Source organism: Paenibacillus sp. MER 180, assembly GCF_023713665.1.
Classification (GTDB): domain Bacteria; phylum Bacillota; class Bacilli; order Paenibacillales; family Paenibacillaceae; genus Paenibacillus_B; species Paenibacillus_B suaedae.
Window position 1 is genome coordinate 330,083 of record NZ_JAMAVT010000007.1, and the last position, 15,758, is coordinate 345,840.

Genomic DNA, 15,758 nt, shown 5'->3' on the forward strand with positions numbered 1-15,758 from the left:
TGAACTACCTCTATACCAACGAACGAAGGACAGCGAGGAGTGGAATACATGAAAATAGATTTGTTGGTAACGAACGTCAGCGTATATAACGTGTATTTGAAACGATTCATACAAGGGAATGCCGCCATTCAGGATGGGCGTTTCCTCTACATTGGGAATCGCGGAACGGATGCATTCGAGGCGGTCAAAGTCGTGGACGGAACGGGAAAGTACATGATTCCAGGCCTCGTCGATATCCATCTTCATATTGAGAGCACGATGGTTACGCCGCAGACGTTCTCGCACGGCCTAATTCAAAACGGGGTCACGACGATTGTATCCGAGCCGCATGAGATGGCGAACGTGTTCGGCGTTGAAGGCGTGAAGGAAATGATCAATGCAAGCAAGGGCTGCACAGCGGATATCTTATATGCAATTCCGAGCTCAGTGCCTGCAACGCCACTGGAGACCACGGGCGGGGAAATCGACATTGCAGATATCGATGAGCTGCTGAAGGATGAGCGGGTTGTATGCTTGGGCGAGATCATGAACTCGGTCGATGTTCTGCGAGACCCGGACTGCAAAACGAACCGTATCCTGCACCATATCCGCAGCAATTACCCGAATCTCGTTATCGAGGGACATACGCCGAAGAAGCTGGTTGATCTAGAACTGGCACGCTTCATGTTCGCAGGAGTAGACTCCGATCATACCGAGCAGGCCGTGGACAGCATGCGCGATCGGATGGCGAACGGCATGTTCCTTGAGATTCAGGAGAAGTCGATGACACCGGACATTATGGATGTACTCATTCATGAGGACGTAGCAGAGCTGTTCTGCTTCGTAACGGATGACGTCATGGCGGATACCTTCGTTCAAGACGGCCATTTGAATCACTTAGTTAAAAAGGCGATGGCTATGGGCATGAAGCCGGAACGCGCGATTTATGCGGCTACGTATACGCCAGCCAGACGGATGCACTTGTACGATCGCGGAGCAATTGCACCGAATAAAGTGGCGGACTTCGTACTGCTCAGCGACGTTGAGCAGTTCGACATCGCATCGGTATACAAGCATGGACGCTTGGCTTATGAGGCTGGAACAGCCTATGAGCAAGAGCGCGGTGAACGCCAATTCCCGTCTCATTTCTATGAGAGTGTGAAGTTGCAGAAGCTAACGGCAGAAGATTTCCAGGTAGCTGCAGAGGCTGTTGATGGCGAGTATCTCTGCCGCGTCATGCAGGTGTTGAACGGAACGACGAACACGAAGGAACTGCATGAATCGGTACGTGTGGCAGATGGAGAATTGAAGTGGCAGGAGAGTCCATATGGGTTGATTGCTACCTTCGAACGTTATGGCAAGAACGGCAACCGTGCTTACGGACTCATTACGGGCAACACGATTAAGCGCGGAGCGATTGCGACGACGTATTCACATGACAATCACAACCTGCTTGTCGTAGGTCATTCACAGGCAGATATGGTGCTTGCGGCCAATACAGTCATTGCGGATCAAGGCGGCTTCTGTGTCGTTGATGACGGCAAGGTGATTGCACATATTCCGCTGCCTGTCGGCGGCATTTTGTCAGAGGAGCCGTTCGAGGAGTTCGGACAAGCCGTGAAGAAGCTGCGCGAGGCGATGGAATCAATCGGCTACGAGCATTACAACCCGATTATGTCGCTGTGTACGCATTCCTTGCCAGTAAGTCCGGCGCTGAAGCTAACGGATCTGGGATTGATCGATGTTCATGCTGGACAGGTCGTTCCGCTTCTGGTGGAAAAGGTTTGAACAACCGTATCGACTGCGAACCGTTGAGGTATATTCCAGCATGTGGTATGATAACAATAAGGAAGGAGCAGCGGCGAACTGCTCCTAAGCACAAACATCTTGAGTGGGTTTCCCCTCCAGATTAAGAGTTAAGGTAAAGAAGTAACCCATTTCTGGCGCCAACCTTGATGGGTTACTTCTTTTTTCTATCCATGTAAGTCAGCAGCGCGACGATAAACGTGGCGAACATGATCATATCAGAAAAGGAGAAGTTCATAGGACTCACCTCCTTTCAGGAGGGAGTCTTTCCACTCAAGGTGTGTTGTGTCAGATTATTATACCACATATTAACATTGTCTTTTCTCTGGTTGTTTTACTTGAAACCAAGATTATAGGCGAAGAGTCGTAGGGATTGTTGCATCCTTACGGCTCTTCTCGTATTAGATCAGCCAAAGGGCTAAATTAACTACGACTATAAATTTTCAAGTAGGATCATTTGCCGTCGGTTTCTCGTACCTGCGTAGAATCCCCCGAAATCAATTGTGGCTGGAACACGATCTTTTGCTTCGGCATGTCTGGATTGTCTGCTTGGCGGAGCAGCAATTGAATCGTTTCCTTGGCCATATCGGGAATTGGCTGTGCGATCGTCGTGAGACGCGGCACAACGATTTGAGACAGGATCGTATCGTCGAATCCAATGATGGACAAATCGTTAGGAACCTGCAAGCCGATCTGGTGTGCAGACTGCATAGCGCCGACGGCTAGCAAATCATTGCAGGTGAATATCGCAGTCGGACGGGAAGATTGCTGCAGTATTTGATTTGCGCCGGAACACCCTTCTGCGACAGACGAGTGAACGACTGTGATCCATTGATCGTTCGGCTCGATTCCTGCATCCTTCATCGCTTGCTTGGCGCCTCGAACCCGGTGCTCACCGCTTGGGCTGTCCTCTGTAATGATGCCGATATCGGTATGTCCAAGCTGGAGCAGGTGACGAATCGCCTCGTAGCCGCCTTTATAGTCATCCACGGTCACGGTGTGCATGGTCAGGGATGTGATGTCTTTGGAGAATAGCACGATGGGGAGACTGTCGTTAATGTAGTCTTCTAGCTGCGACCATTTTGTAAATTGGCAGGCAATGATAAGCCCGTCAATTTGCTTGCGCTGCAATAGGGAAATGTAATTTAGCCCTTTATCATCCTTATTGTCTGTGCTGCACATAACAATACTGTATCCGGACGCTTGCGCTTGATCCTCCAGATTGCGGGCCACCTCAGCGAAAAAGGGGTTGGCCAGATCGGAGATGAGCAGGCCGAAGGTGGACGTTTTCTTTCCGGTTAACGCGGAAGCAACTACACTCGGCTGGTATTGCAGCTCTTTCATAATATGGAGGACACGCTCACGTGTTTTGGCGCTAATATTGCCTGTTTGATTGACGACCTTCGATACAGTGGCTATGGATACGCCAGCCGCCTTGGCTACGTCGTAAATAGTTGATTTCATAGGTAACTCCTCATCGTTCTTCGCACTTCTTGTGTACGTCTTCTCTTTATTTCTCATTATACAACAAAAGGAGAATGGACTACGCCATTCTCCTGTAAGAGACTGATCGAAATAAGCGGCATCACTTTTTTTCAAAAAGCCACTCGTGTTCGGGATCATTGTGGAACTTCCATGTACGCACAGGTCCCGCCATCACGTTCAAATAATAGGAATCGTACCCTGGAGGCGCGGATACCGGGTGGTACCCCTCTGGAACTAGGACGACATGGCGGTGCGGCACGGCCATCGTCTCATCCAACGAACGGTCGTCATTGTATACGCGCTGCATAATGAACCCTTGCTCAGGATTGACTTCATGATAATAGGTTTCTTCCAAATAAGATTCCTGCGGCAAATTTTCCTGATCGTGCTTATGCGGCGGATAGCTGGACCAATGCCCGCCAGGCGTGAACACCTCTACGACGAGCAGGCTGTCCGCCTCTTTTTGTTCCGGCAAAATATTATGGATATGCCGCTCAATGCTGCCGGAGCCGCGTGTTTCTACACCGACATCTTCAGGAGCGATGACGCGAGCCGGGTATGTTCCCTTGCCGGGTGCCGCGCAGACAGCCAGCTCCAAGGCCGTTTCAGCCTGAACGGTATATCGATCATGGTTCGGCACGTAAACCGAATACGGAGGAATGCGTTCAAATACACTCATGCGCTGTCCAAGCACACCGAACGACTTTTTCGAAGTGCTGACCTCAGCCTTCCCGCTCAGCAGGACAAGGCATACCTCCTGCTCGTTTGTATCGTTTTGCAGCGTTTCTCCCGGCTTCAGCGAATACAGCTCGAATCCTACATACTTCCAGCCTGCGCTTTGCGGCGTAACGGAAATGACCTTGCCTTGCTTATCTCTTGGTTGTGGCGATACGAGTAATTTAGACATAAAGGCGGCCTCCTTGCCTAAGTAGAGAATAGTTTTATCAATACAAATCTATATGTTAATGGGCTATCTTAACAGGCATCCCGCTGCGCAGCGACTCTTTAGCCGCTAGCGCGATGCGTTCCGCCTGCAATCCGTCGTTGGCATCGCAGACGACTGGGTCATCGTGCATAATGGCTCGGACAAAGTCTTGAACCTCTTGGATATAGGCCTGCGTATAGCGTTCGATGAAGAAATGTAGCGGCTTGTCCATATGAACTCCACTAGCCGTCGCAACAACTGCTGTAGAAGGACGATCGTTCTGTGTTGAGACACAGCCATCAGAGCCGAATGCCTCTAGACGCTGATCATAGCCGTACACGGCCTTGCGGCTGTTCTCGATAATGCCGAGCGCACCGTTGGCAAAGCGCAGACTAACAATGGCTGTGTCGATATCATTCAATTCCCCGATTTTCGGATCGACCAAATTCGCTCCTTGCGCATATACCTCAACGACCTCGCTTTGCATGATATAGCGAGCCATGTCGAAGTCGTGAATTGTCATATCAATGAACAATCCGCCGGACTTGGCGATATACTCTGCCGATGGCGGCTCTGGATCGCGCGACGTAATGCGCAGCAGGTGTGGGGCTCCAATGCCTCCGGATTGTACGACGTCACGCGCTTTTTTGAAATTATGGTCAAAGCGGCGGTTAAATCCGACCTGCATTTTTACGCCGGATTTCTTAACCGCAGCTAGTGCTTGCTCTGTCGTTTCGATTGAGAAGCTGACAGGCTTCTCACAGAAAATATGCTTGCCGGCTTCGGCAGCCTCGCGAATGATGTCCGCATGTGTGCTGGTCGGTGAACAAATAAACACCGCTTGAATATCCGGGTCATGAAGAATGTCTTGATAATCGTTCGTGACAACAGGGATTCCATGCGCGGAAGCCCATTCGTTCAACCCTTCCGTATATACGTCTGATATTGCGCGAACGCGGATATTGCTCATTTGTTGAATATGGCTGGCATGCAGCTTTCCAATTCGTCCGGCACCGATGATTCCTACTTGCAGCATAATAATCCCTGCTTTCTCTGAGTGTGATCGAAAAATTGTTCTGTATATGGAACAGTAAAACGACTTACTAGGCAAAGTAGGGAAAGCGCTTAACTCATATTTTAACTATAGGCTATGTTCCAGAGGTTGGCAAGGTGAAAAATCAATAATCGAGTAGGATTTCGCTGTGTAGTAGGGAAAATGGCGAGTTATTTTAAATAGGAAAAGAAGATGTGCAAGTGAAAAAAAGAACTTATTAAATCATTGAAAAAGCGTTTACATTACCAAATTGGTGTGCATATAATTAGCTAAAAGGTAAGCGCTTAACTCAACTCGCAACAGAAAGAGACTGCATCATAATGGCCTCAGTCCTGCAGAAAGAGGGCATGAGGCAGAGAACATGGAGGTGCTGACTGGATATGAGTACACTATCATTCCCTAAGGATCGGCCATTCGACTTGATTGCCATCGGAAGACTGTGCATCGATCTAAATGCGAACGAAATTAATCGGCCAATGGAGGAGACGAGAACGTTCACGAAGTACGTGGGCGGATCTCCAGCGAACATTGCAATTGGGGCGTCACGCCTCGGCATGAAAAGCGGATTCATCGGCAAGCTGTCCGATGATCAGATGGGCCGTTACATACGACAATATTTGAACGATCAATCGATAGATACGTCGCAGCTTGCTGTTGATGATACGGGAGCAATGACAGGATTAGCTTTTACTGAAATTAAAAGTCCTACAGATTGCAGCATTCTGATGTACCGTGACCATGTAGCGGATCTCCTCCTTAAGCCGGAAGAGGTATCTGAGGAGTATATCAAGCAGACGAAGGCGCTGCTCATATCAGGAACGGCGCTCGCTGCGAGCCCGTCACGCGAGGCAGTATTCATTGCCTTGGAATATGCGCGCAAGCATGGGGTATTCGTATTCTTCGATCTAGACTATCGCCCGTACACTTGGAAAAATGTTGCGGAAACCTCGATTTATTATCAGCTTGCGGCGGAAAAATGCGACTTTATCATTGGAACGCGCGAAGAGTTCGACATGATGGAGAAGTTCTCGGGTCAGCAAGCGGACGATCGACTGACTGCAGCGAAATGGTTCGGGCATCACGCGCAGGTTGTTCTCATCAAGCATGGCTCGGAAGGCTCGATTGCCTATACGAAAGACGGAGAAGCGCATAGAGGGGGCATTTTCAAGACGAAGGTGCTCAAGACATTCGGAGCGGGCGATTCCTATGCGTCTGCCATGATTTATGCATTGATGCAGGGCTGGGATTTGCCGCGTGCGATGGAATACGGCAGCGCTTCGGCCGCCATCGTTATCTCGCGCCATAGCTGCTCAGACGCGATGCCAACGACCGCGGAACTGGATGAATTCATCAGAAGCGCGGAGCGTGGGGAATAGACCTGAATACCGCTGACACACGACCAAATCTTCCATTGGAATGAAACTGCATTGGATTGAATGCAGCCATAACGGCTCGATGGGGTAGTTTGCGGCGTATGAGATAGTGAGCAAGTTATAAGTCATTCAACATGGAGGGACGGTTCATGCTCGTTACATTAACGGAAATGATGCAGGGCTTGCCGGAACGCAATGCGGCCGTGCCGGCATTTAACGTATTTGGTTATGAGGATGCTTCGGCGGTCATTGCCGCAGCCGAGGAAGTCGGAGCGCCGGTCATATTGGCGACAAATAAGGTGGCGCTTCGCTACATGCCTCTTCAAGTATCAGGAGCGTTGTACAGAAGCTTGGCTGAGCGTGCGAAGGTGCCGGTGTGCATCCATTTGGATCACGGCGATGGATTTGATACGGCGGCCGAAGCGATTATGAGCGGCTACACATCCATTATGTATGATGGCTCGCAGCTGCCGCTAGCAGACAATATCCGCAACACGCGGGAGATTGTAAAGCTGGCGCATGCCTGCGGCATTCCTGTCGAAGCGGAAATTGGCGCTGTCGGATATACGGATCCGTCCATGAAGGTGGAGGCGAGGCTGACCGCGCCAGGCGAAGCGAAAGTGTTTGCCGAAGAAACGGGTGTCGACGCCTTGGCAGTAGCGATTGGAACGCTTCACCGGATGGAGGAGCAGTCCGCGCCGATTGATTACGCACGGCTCGCGGAGATTGAGCGCGTCGTATCAGTGCCGCTCGTGCTGCATGGATCGACCGGTGTGAAGGACGATGATTTGCACAGGCTTGCGGCTACACGCATCAGCAAGGTCAATATCGGTACGGCACTCCGCATGGCGTTCGGCAAGACACTGCGCAGCGAAATACTGAACAAACCAAATGAGTTCGACCGCGTTGCCTTATTCGCCCGTCCGATAGAAGCGGTGAAGGAAGCGGCCAAACAGAAGATGCTGCTGCTGAATGCCCATCAAGCTTTGAATGTGTAACTCTTTTGAACGTATAAAAGGAACGGTTTGTTAGGTTCACATCCGGATTTCAGATGTTCTTACTATATATGAAATGACGAGAGGAGAATGGAACATGACAGAAGCAATCACCATTCGCAACTATGTCGGGGGACAATGGAAGGAATCAACATCAGGCAAAACGGAACCGGTATACAATCCGGCTACGGGCGACATTATCGGACATGTCCCGTTGTCCAGCATGGAAGAATTGAATGAAGCGGTAACTGTGGCTGCGGAAGCGTTCCGCACATGGTCGCGTACTGCCGTACCGCGCCGGGCGCGCATCATGTTCAAGTATCAGCAGCTTCTCGTTGAGCATTGGGATGAGCTGGCCAAGCTGATTACGCTTGAGAACGGCAAAAATTTCAAAGAAGCATACGGTGAAGTGCAGCGAGGCATCGAATGCGTAGAATTCGCAGCCGGTGCGCCAACGCTCATGATGGGCAAGCAGCTGCCGGACATTGCTACCAACATTGAATCCGGTATGTACCGTTATCCAATCGGTGTCGTTGGCGGCATTACCCCGTTCAACTTCCCAATGATGGTACCGTGCTGGATGTTCCCGCTGGCGATCGCTTGCGGCAACACGTTCGTATTGAAGCCTTCCGAGCGTACTCCTCTTCTGGCTTGCCGCTTGGCGGAGCTCATGGAAGAAGCTGGCTTGCCGAAGGGCGTTCTGAATATTGTCCATGGGGCGCATGATGTCGTGAATGGATTGCTTGATCATAAGCAGGTGAAGGCGATCTCCTTCGTTGGCTCCCAGCCAGTCGGCGAGTATGTGTACAAGCGCGGCACTGCCAACTTGAAGCGCGTGCAAGCCTTGACCGGAGCCAAGAACCACTCGATCGTAATGGACGACGCGAATCTGGAGAACGCTACGACGCAAATTATCAATGCAGCATTCGGTTCGGCCGGAGAACGCTGCATGGCTTGCTCGGTTGTGCTCGTGCAGGAATCGGTTGCGGACGAGTTTGTTGCACAGCTTGTGAAGGCTTCCGATGAGCTTATTATCGGCAATGGCGAACGCAATGACGTGTTCCTTGGGCCAGTCATTCGCGAAGGTCATAAGGAGAGAGCGATCGGTTACATTGATGCTGGCGTGCAGGAGGGGGCCAAGCTTGTGCGCGATGGCCGCCAGGACGCAGAAACCAATGGCGATGGCTTCTTCATGGGGCCGACGATTTTCGATGAAGTGACACAGCAAATGAAAATTTGGCAGGATGAGATTTTTGCGCCGGTATTATCGATTGTGCGTGTAAAGGATATCGATGAGGCAATCGCTTGGGCGAATGAATCGCGGTTTGCGAACGGTGCCTGCATCTTCACGTCGAGCGGCGCTTATATGAGACAATTCCGTGAGAATATCGATGCAGGGATGCTCGGTGTAAACGTTGGCGTCCCAGCACCGATGGCCTTCTTCCCGTTCTCTGGCTACAAGGATTCCTTCTATGGAGATTTGCATGCGAACGGCACGGACGGAGTAGAGTTCTATACCCGCAAAAAGATGGTCACTACGCGCTGGTAAGGATGGTGTTCGGGATGGAAACGATCCGTTTAACAATGGCGCAGGCACTCGTCAAGTTTCTGGATCAGCAATATGTGGAGTTTGACGGTGTGGAGCAGCGCTTCATTAAAGGCGTATTTACGATATTTGGTCATGGCAATGTGCTTGGATTGGGCCAAGCGCTCGAAGAGAACTGCGGCGGCTTGGAAGTATACCAAGGGCGCAATGAGCAGGGGATGGCTCAGGCTGCCGTCGCATTTGCCAAGCAGATGCGGCGCAAGCAAATATGCGCCTGTACCTCCTCGGTCGGACCGGGCGCAGCTAATATGGTAACCGCTGCGGCAACAGCAACGGCGAATCAAATTCCAGTGCTGCTGCTTCCGGGAGACACGTTCGCCTCTCGCCAGCCCGATCCGGTGCTGCAGCAAATTGAGCAGCCACATGATCTTACCATATCGACGAATGATGCTTTTCGTCCCGTAAGCAAGTATTGGGATCGAATCGTGCGTCCGGAGCAGCTAATGACGGCACTGATTCAAGCAATGCGGGTGCTGACTAATCCGGCCGACACCGGTGCCGTTACACTGGCATTGCCGCAGGATGTACAGGGGGAAGCGTATGATTATCCCGCCTCCTTCTTCGAGAAGCGGGTGCATCGGATCGATCGGAGGCCTGCTTCAGCGGCGCAGCTTGAGGATGCGGTTCGCCTCATCGCTCGCAAACGCAAGCCGCTGCTTATCTGCGGCGGAGGCGTTCGCTACTCCGAAGCGGGAGAGGCACTGGCGGCATTCGCGGAAGCCTTCCATATTCCGTTGGCTGAGACGCAGGCGGGCAAGAGCGCGATCGCAAGCTCTCATCCGCTTAATCTGGGCGGCATCGGAGTGACAGGCAATTCGGCTGCGAATGCGATTGCCAAGGATGCGGATCTCATTATTGGAGTAGGCACGCGCTTTACTGATTTTACGACAGGTTCTAAGGAACTGTTCGGCAATCCTGATATAGATGTCGTGACGGTGAACGTGTCCGAATTTCAAGCGATTAAGATGGATGCAACTCCGATAGTGACTGACGCAAAAGTGGGATTGGAGGAACTTCATCAGCGGCTTCAATCCCTGGATTACCGTTCAGTCTATACAGGGGAGATTCAAGAAGCGCGCGACGCTTGGGATAAGGAATGGCAGCGCTTGGCTGGCATTCAGTACGTACAAGGCGCAGGTTCATTTACTCCAGAAATTGAGGGCCATTTGGATGAGGCACTGCCAGAATATACGGCGGCGCTTGGCAGCAGCCTGACTCAGACACAGGTTGTGGCCGCCTTGAACCAACTGCTCGGCGACAATGCGATTGTTGTGGGCGCAGCCGGCAGCCTTCCAGGGGATTTGCAGCGGATGTGGCGGGCTGAGACACCGCATTCGTACCATATGGAATATGGCTACTCATGTATGGGATACGAAATTGCAGGCGCGCTTGGCGTGAAGATGGCGGAGCCGGAGCGAGAGGTATACGCTTTTACCGGTGACGGCAGTTACTTAATGCTTCACTCTGAGCTGCTGACGAGCATTCAAGAGGGACGGAAAATTAACGTCCTGCTATTCGACAATAATGGTTTCGGATGTATTAACAATTTACAGATGGGCAACGGCATGGGCAGCTTCGGCACAGAGTTCCGTTCGCGTAACCCGTATACGGGCAAGTTGGACGGGCCTCTTGTCGGCATCGATTTTGCGCTTAGTGCCTCGGGGTACGGAGCCGTTACGTATTCGGTACGCACCATGAAGGAGCTCGAACAGGCCGTGATGGCAGCTAAGCGCCAGAAGGAATCGACGTTGATCGATATTAAGGTGCTCCCGAAGACGATGACCCATGGCTATGATGCATGGTGGAATGTTGGCGTAGCAGAGGTGTCGGGCAAGAAGGCAATTGCCCAAGCCTATGATGAGCGGCGCCAATCCCTGAGCCAGGCACGACCATATTAGCCAATCCTCTCGTATATTCGATGGCAAGTCCGACACGCAATAACCTTTATTAACATGTCACAGAGCAGGAAACAGCAGTAATGGAGCAGGCGGCAGATACCGGGCACGGCATTCAGTTAAGCGGATATTATACGGAATGTTCGATGTTCGGAGCGCTTGACGGACAGCAGAGGATAATAATCGGGCGGTATTTTTTGAACCTAGCTTTGCGAGGTCTTCAAGCCGTCTTTTCAAGCTGTACCGCCTGCCTCCATGATCTTGATTATGACTTCTGGGGAGGAATGGGCATGTTTGCAGCAGAGAGTGTGAAGATTGGGATTGCTCCTATTGGCTGGACGAACGATGATATGCCTGAATTAGGCGGAGAAAATACATTTGAGCAGTGTGTAAGTGAGATGGCGCTTGCTGGTTTTACGGGTACGGAAATCGGCAATAAGTATCCTCGTGAAGTTGAGGTGCTGCGGAAGGCGCTGCATTTGAGGAATCTGGAGGTAGCGAGTGCCTGGTTTAGCGCTTACCTGACTGTAAAGCCGCTTGAAGAAACGGTAGAGGCATTTATTCAACACCGTGACTTTTTGCATGCGATGGGCTCGAAGGTCATTGTTGTATCCGAGCAGGGACACAGCATTCAGGGAGAAATGGATACTCCGCTTTTTGATAATAAGCCGATATTCAACGACGAAGACTGGAAGCGCTTAACTGAGGGGCTTCATCAATTGGGAGAGCTTGCTCGGGCCAAGGATATGCACCTCGTGTACCATCATCATATGGGAACTGGCGTTCAGACAACGGTGGAAATCGAGCGCCTAATGGCTAGCACAGATCCGGAGCTGGTGTCCTTGCTGTATGATACAGGCCACCTTGTATTTTCCGGAGAGGATCCCCTATACATATTGAATCGTTATATGGATCGCATTAAGCATGTTCACTTGAAGGATGTGCGCAAGGATGTGGCGCGCCGCGTACTTGAAGAAAAGCTCAGCTTCCTGCAGGCGGTAAAGGAAGGGGTATTCACGGTTCCCGGAGATGGATGCATTCCCTTCGAACCGGTGTTCCAATCGCTTGCAACGGCTGGATACCGCGGTTGGATGCTGGTGGAAGCGGAGCAGGATCCTGCTCGGGCGAATCCGCTCGAATACGCAATGAAGGCTAGACAGTATATTTTGCAGCAAGCGGGCGTATAAACGGAGGGACGAACAGATGAAACAGGGCAAACAGATATCGGTAGGTCTTGTAGGCTTAGGAAGACTCGGGCGGCAGCACGCGGATAATTTGGCGCATCGCATTCCGAATTGCAAATTGATGGCCGTATGCAGTGTGATACCGGAAGAGGTGGAGGAAGCTCAACAAGAGCTGAATGTCCCTTACGGGTATACGAATTATGAGGATATGCTGCGCAATCAAGAACTGGACGCCATTTTTATTGCTTCTCCATCTTCTTATCATTGCGAACAGATTGAGCAGGCGCTGGAAGCTGGGTTTCACGTATTCAGTGAGAAGCCGCTTGGGCTGTACATGGAGGAAGCGCTGCGCGTGCAGAAGGCTGTTCGCAAGCATCCGAATCAGGTGTTCATGCTTGGTTTTATGCGCAGATATGACCGCTCTTATGCGTATGCGAAGAAACAAATTGAAGCGGGTGCGATTGGCGAACCCGTGCTGATTCGCTGTTATGGAATCGATCCGGCACAAGCGATGCCTGGCTTCATGCAATTTGCCAAGAGCAACTATAGCGGGGGCTTGTTCCTCGATATGGCAATTCATGATTTGGATTTGGCTCGGTGGTATTTGGGCGTGGAAGCGGAACGCGTGTGGGCAATCGGCGGTTCTCATCGATATACCGAGCTTGCGGAGCTGAACGATGCAGAAACCGGAGCAGCACTTGTACAATTTGCAGGCAATAAGATGGGGATATTTGTAGCGGGTCGCAATTGTGCGCACGGCTATCATATCGAGACTGAAATTATAGGTACGCAAGGATCACTGCGTATCGGGACTGTACCAGAGAAAAATCAAGTCATGATTCTCGATGATCGGGGTGTCGTGAGAGAGTGCGCAAATGGATTCCTTGAACGGTTTGAACAGGCTTATATGGATGAAGCAGTTGAATTTGTACAGGCAATCCTCGAGGGAAGACAACCGAAAGTAACAGTAGAGGATGGGGTGCTGTCGACCGCGCTTGGGTATGCATGCAAGGAGTCATTTGAAAGCGGCCAACTGGTTGACGTTCGAATGCCTGCTGCTGTGACTGCCATCAAGTAAAAATGGGATTTCGTAATCCTTCTCGGTGCCATCAGTCCCATTTACTAGAACTAGCAATGATAAGCACAAGATTTCTCTATGCATAGAGGAGGGCTTTCATGACTTACATCACGGTCATCACCTTTTTACTGTATACTGGAATTGTTGCCTGGTACTCTTGGTACAAGACGCGCAGTGTGGATTTGAACAGCTCGGATGGATACTTTCTGGGCGGGCGCAGCTTGACAGGTATTGTAATCGCTTTCTCGCTGCTGTTGACGAACTTATCGACGGAGCAAATGGTTGGATTGAATGGGCAAAGCTATGCAACTTCCATGGTTGTCATGGCTTGGGAGGTAACATCGCCGATCGCGCTCATCTTTATGGCATTTATCTTCTTGCCGCGTTATTTGAAGTCAGGGATTACGACAATCCCGGATTTTCTGGAACAGCGCTATGATTTGCGTACGCGTCAGATTATCTCGATTTTGTTTTTGCTTGGATATGCTGTTGCTTATTTGCCTACCGTGCTCTATTCTGGTGCACTTGTGCTTGATACGATTTTTAATATTTCGGCTCGATTTGATCTGAGTGATTTCCATATTATATTGGTTGTATCTCTTGCGATTGGGATTACAGGGATTGCTTACGTGGTACTAGGCGGTCTGCGCGCATGTGCACTGTCGGATACGCTGAATGGAGTCGGCCTTATTGTCGGTGGTCTGCTCATTACCGTGCTTGGTCTGGTTGCACTCGGAGGAGGCAATTTGTTCGATGGGGTCAGCACACTGCTGCACAAAGAACCCGAGAAGTTGAACTCCATTGGTGACAGTTCTTCGCCAGTTCCTTGGGTGACGATCTGCGCTGGGCTTCTCTTCAACAATTTATTCTATTGGTGTACGAATCAGGCGATCGTTCAGCGGACGCTGGGCGCCAAAAACTTGAAGGAAGGCCAAAAGGGCGTGCTGTATGCCGGCATGTTCAAAATTTTCGGAGCGTTCTATCTCGTTCTTCCGGGCATTATTGCCTATCATCTCTTTAACAATTCGCTTAGCAATGCGGATATGGCCTATCCATCACTTGTTATTGAGGTTCTTCCGACGTTACTGTCTGGATTTTTCGCAGCCGTGTTGTTCGGTGCGATATTAAGCTCATTTAATGGAGCGCTCAACAGTTCGTTAACCTTGTTCACCTTGGATATTTACAAGCCGATATTCAAGCCGAACGCGACGGATCAGCAGCTCGTGAAGGCAGGCAGAATCTTTGCCGTCGTGCTTGGTCTTATTGCAGTAGCTGTTGCACCCTTTATTCTGTATGCGCCTTCAGGATTGTATTACTACTTGCAGGAGATGTTCGGATTTTATAACATCCCGATCATTGCCGCTGTCGTTGTCGGCTTCTTTAGCAAGAAGGTACCGGCAATTGCACCTAAAATCGCATTGGTTGTCCATATAGTACTCTATACCCTGTCCAAATTCTTTTTGGGTACGCTCAACTTCCTGTACATTTTAAGTGTATTGTTCCCAGTCTGCGTGTTAGTCATGCTGCTCGTCGGGAAATGGAAACCGCGCGAACAGGATTTCGAGCTGTTTGAATCAGGCAAGGTGGATTTGACGCCATGGAAGCATGCGAAGGCATTTACCGTTGTCATGATCGTGCTTATGATCGCTGTTTACATTCTATTCTCTCCATTAGGAATAGCTGCTTAATAGGGAGAGAGGAGTCTATCTTCTAGTACTATGAATAAGGGGTTAGCCTGAAAAAAGGAGCTTGGGAGTTTGGGATTCCATGCTAAGTGGGCTGCCCCTTCTCTAGTAAGTGTGTCATCATTATCCTAAGTATCCCTATTATTAATAGAAGGAGTTAGAGGAGAAACATGGCTGGGATAAACAAATTCAAAAAAAGAGGTTGCATTCTTTTAAGTAGCTATGGTATATTCAAATTCCTGCTTCGCTAAGAGGCGGGCAACAACAAAATGAAAACAACTTAAAAAATTAAGTTGAAAAAAAGTTGTTGACTTCGAATGAATGAAGTGATATATTATAAAAGTCGCCGCTGACAAAGCGGTGAGAAAAAGAAAGTAACTAAGAGATTGGTTACTGACTAAGATTGTTCTTTGAAAACTGAACAACGAGCAACGTTTGTGAATGAGGTAGCAATACCTCGTCAAAAGATATGAGCAGTTCAAACTTAACTTTAACGGAGAGTTTGATCCTGGCTCAGGACGAACGCTGGCGGCGTGCCTAATACATGCAAGTCGAGCGGGCTTGAAGGAGTGCTTGCACTCCTGATGGTTAGCGGCGGACGGGTGAGTAACACGTAGGTAACCTGCCCATAAGACTGGGATAACCCACGGAAACGTGAGCTAATACCAGATAGGCATTTTCCTCGCATGAGGG

At 50.3% G+C, this 15,758-nt stretch carries 12 protein-coding genes and 1 rRNA gene; 9 read left to right on the plus strand and 4 right to left on the minus strand.

Annotation, left to right across the window (positions count from 1 at the left end; all coding sequences use genetic code 11):
- Window positions 1–48 precede the first annotated feature (48 nt).
- The gene (locus tag M3661_RS14555) at window positions 49–1,767 is read left to right on the plus strand and encodes an adenine deaminase (RefSeq protein ID WP_065293634.1); all 1,719 of its coding nucleotides are present in this window, start codon (window positions 49–51) and stop codon (window positions 1,765–1,767) included.
- 172 nt (window positions 1,768–1,939) lie between these two features.
- On the opposite strand, the gene M3661_RS30765 is transcribed toward M3661_RS14555, so the two are convergent.
- From M3661_RS30765 to iolG, 4 genes are all read right to left on the minus strand, one after another.
- The gene (locus tag M3661_RS30765) at window positions 1,940–2,023 is read right to left on the minus strand and encodes a putative holin-like toxin (RefSeq protein WP_368072462.1); all 84 of its coding nucleotides are present in this window, start codon (window positions 2,021–2,023) and stop codon (window positions 1,940–1,942) included.
- Between the two features lie 215 nt (window positions 2,024–2,238).
- A complete protein-coding gene (locus M3661_RS14560) occupies window positions 2,239–3,249 on the minus strand; it encodes a LacI family DNA-binding transcriptional regulator (protein WP_251486207.1) in 1,011 nt (336 codons plus the stop codon).
- 121 nt (window positions 3,250–3,370) lie between these two features.
- Entirely contained in the window at window positions 3,371–4,177 is an 807-nt protein-coding gene (iolB, locus tag M3661_RS14565; protein ID WP_251486210.1) for a 5-deoxy-glucuronate isomerase, read from the minus strand.
- A 55-nt stretch (window positions 4,178–4,232) separates the two neighbouring features.
- Window positions 4,233–5,237, minus strand: a complete 1,005-nt coding sequence (gene iolG, locus M3661_RS14570; RefSeq protein ID WP_251486250.1) for an inositol 2-dehydrogenase — start codon at window positions 5,235–5,237, stop codon at window positions 4,233–4,235.
- Window positions 5,238–5,629: 392 nt separating this feature from the next.
- On the opposite strand from iolG, the gene iolC reads away from it, so the two are divergent.
- The 8 genes from iolC to M3661_RS14610 form a co-directional block, all read left to right on the plus strand.
- Window positions 5,630–6,625, plus strand: coding sequence for a 5-dehydro-2-deoxygluconokinase (iolC, locus tag M3661_RS14575; protein ID WP_251486213.1), 996 nt, complete (start codon window positions 5,630–5,632; stop codon window positions 6,623–6,625).
- A 146-nt stretch (window positions 6,626–6,771) separates the two neighbouring features.
- On the plus strand, window positions 6,772–7,620 hold the full coding sequence (locus M3661_RS14580) for a class II fructose-bisphosphate aldolase (RefSeq protein ID WP_251486216.1): 849 nt from the start codon (window positions 6,772–6,774) through the stop codon (window positions 7,618–7,620).
- Window positions 7,621–7,714: 94 nt separating this feature from the next.
- Window positions 7,715–9,166: a CoA-acylating methylmalonate-semialdehyde dehydrogenase gene (locus M3661_RS14585; RefSeq protein ID WP_251486219.1), complete on the plus strand. Its 1,452-nt coding sequence runs from the start codon at window positions 7,715–7,717 to the stop codon at window positions 9,164–9,166.
- 14 nt (window positions 9,167–9,180) lie between these two features.
- Complete coding sequence (iolD, locus tag M3661_RS14590) at window positions 9,181–11,121, plus strand: 3D-(3,5/4)-trihydroxycyclohexane-1,2-dione acylhydrolase (decyclizing) (RefSeq protein ID WP_251486222.1); 1,941 nt, start codon at window positions 9,181–9,183, stop codon at window positions 11,119–11,121.
- A 287-nt stretch (window positions 11,122–11,408) separates the two neighbouring features.
- Window positions 11,409–12,305, plus strand: coding sequence for a myo-inosose-2 dehydratase (iolE, locus tag M3661_RS14595; protein ID WP_065293645.1), 897 nt, complete (start codon window positions 11,409–11,411; stop codon window positions 12,303–12,305).
- A 16-nt stretch (window positions 12,306–12,321) separates the two neighbouring features.
- On the plus strand, window positions 12,322–13,380 hold the full coding sequence (locus M3661_RS14600) for a Gfo/Idh/MocA family oxidoreductase (protein WP_251486224.1): 1,059 nt from the start codon (window positions 12,322–12,324) through the stop codon (window positions 13,378–13,380).
- A 98-nt stretch (window positions 13,381–13,478) separates the two neighbouring features.
- On the plus strand, window positions 13,479–15,068 hold the full coding sequence (locus tag M3661_RS14605) for a solute:sodium symporter family transporter (protein WP_251486226.1): 1,590 nt from the start codon (window positions 13,479–13,481) through the stop codon (window positions 15,066–15,068).
- A 487-nt stretch (window positions 15,069–15,555) separates the two neighbouring features.
- A 16S ribosomal RNA gene (locus tag M3661_RS14610) occupies window positions 15,556–15,758 on the plus strand; the annotation flags it as partial.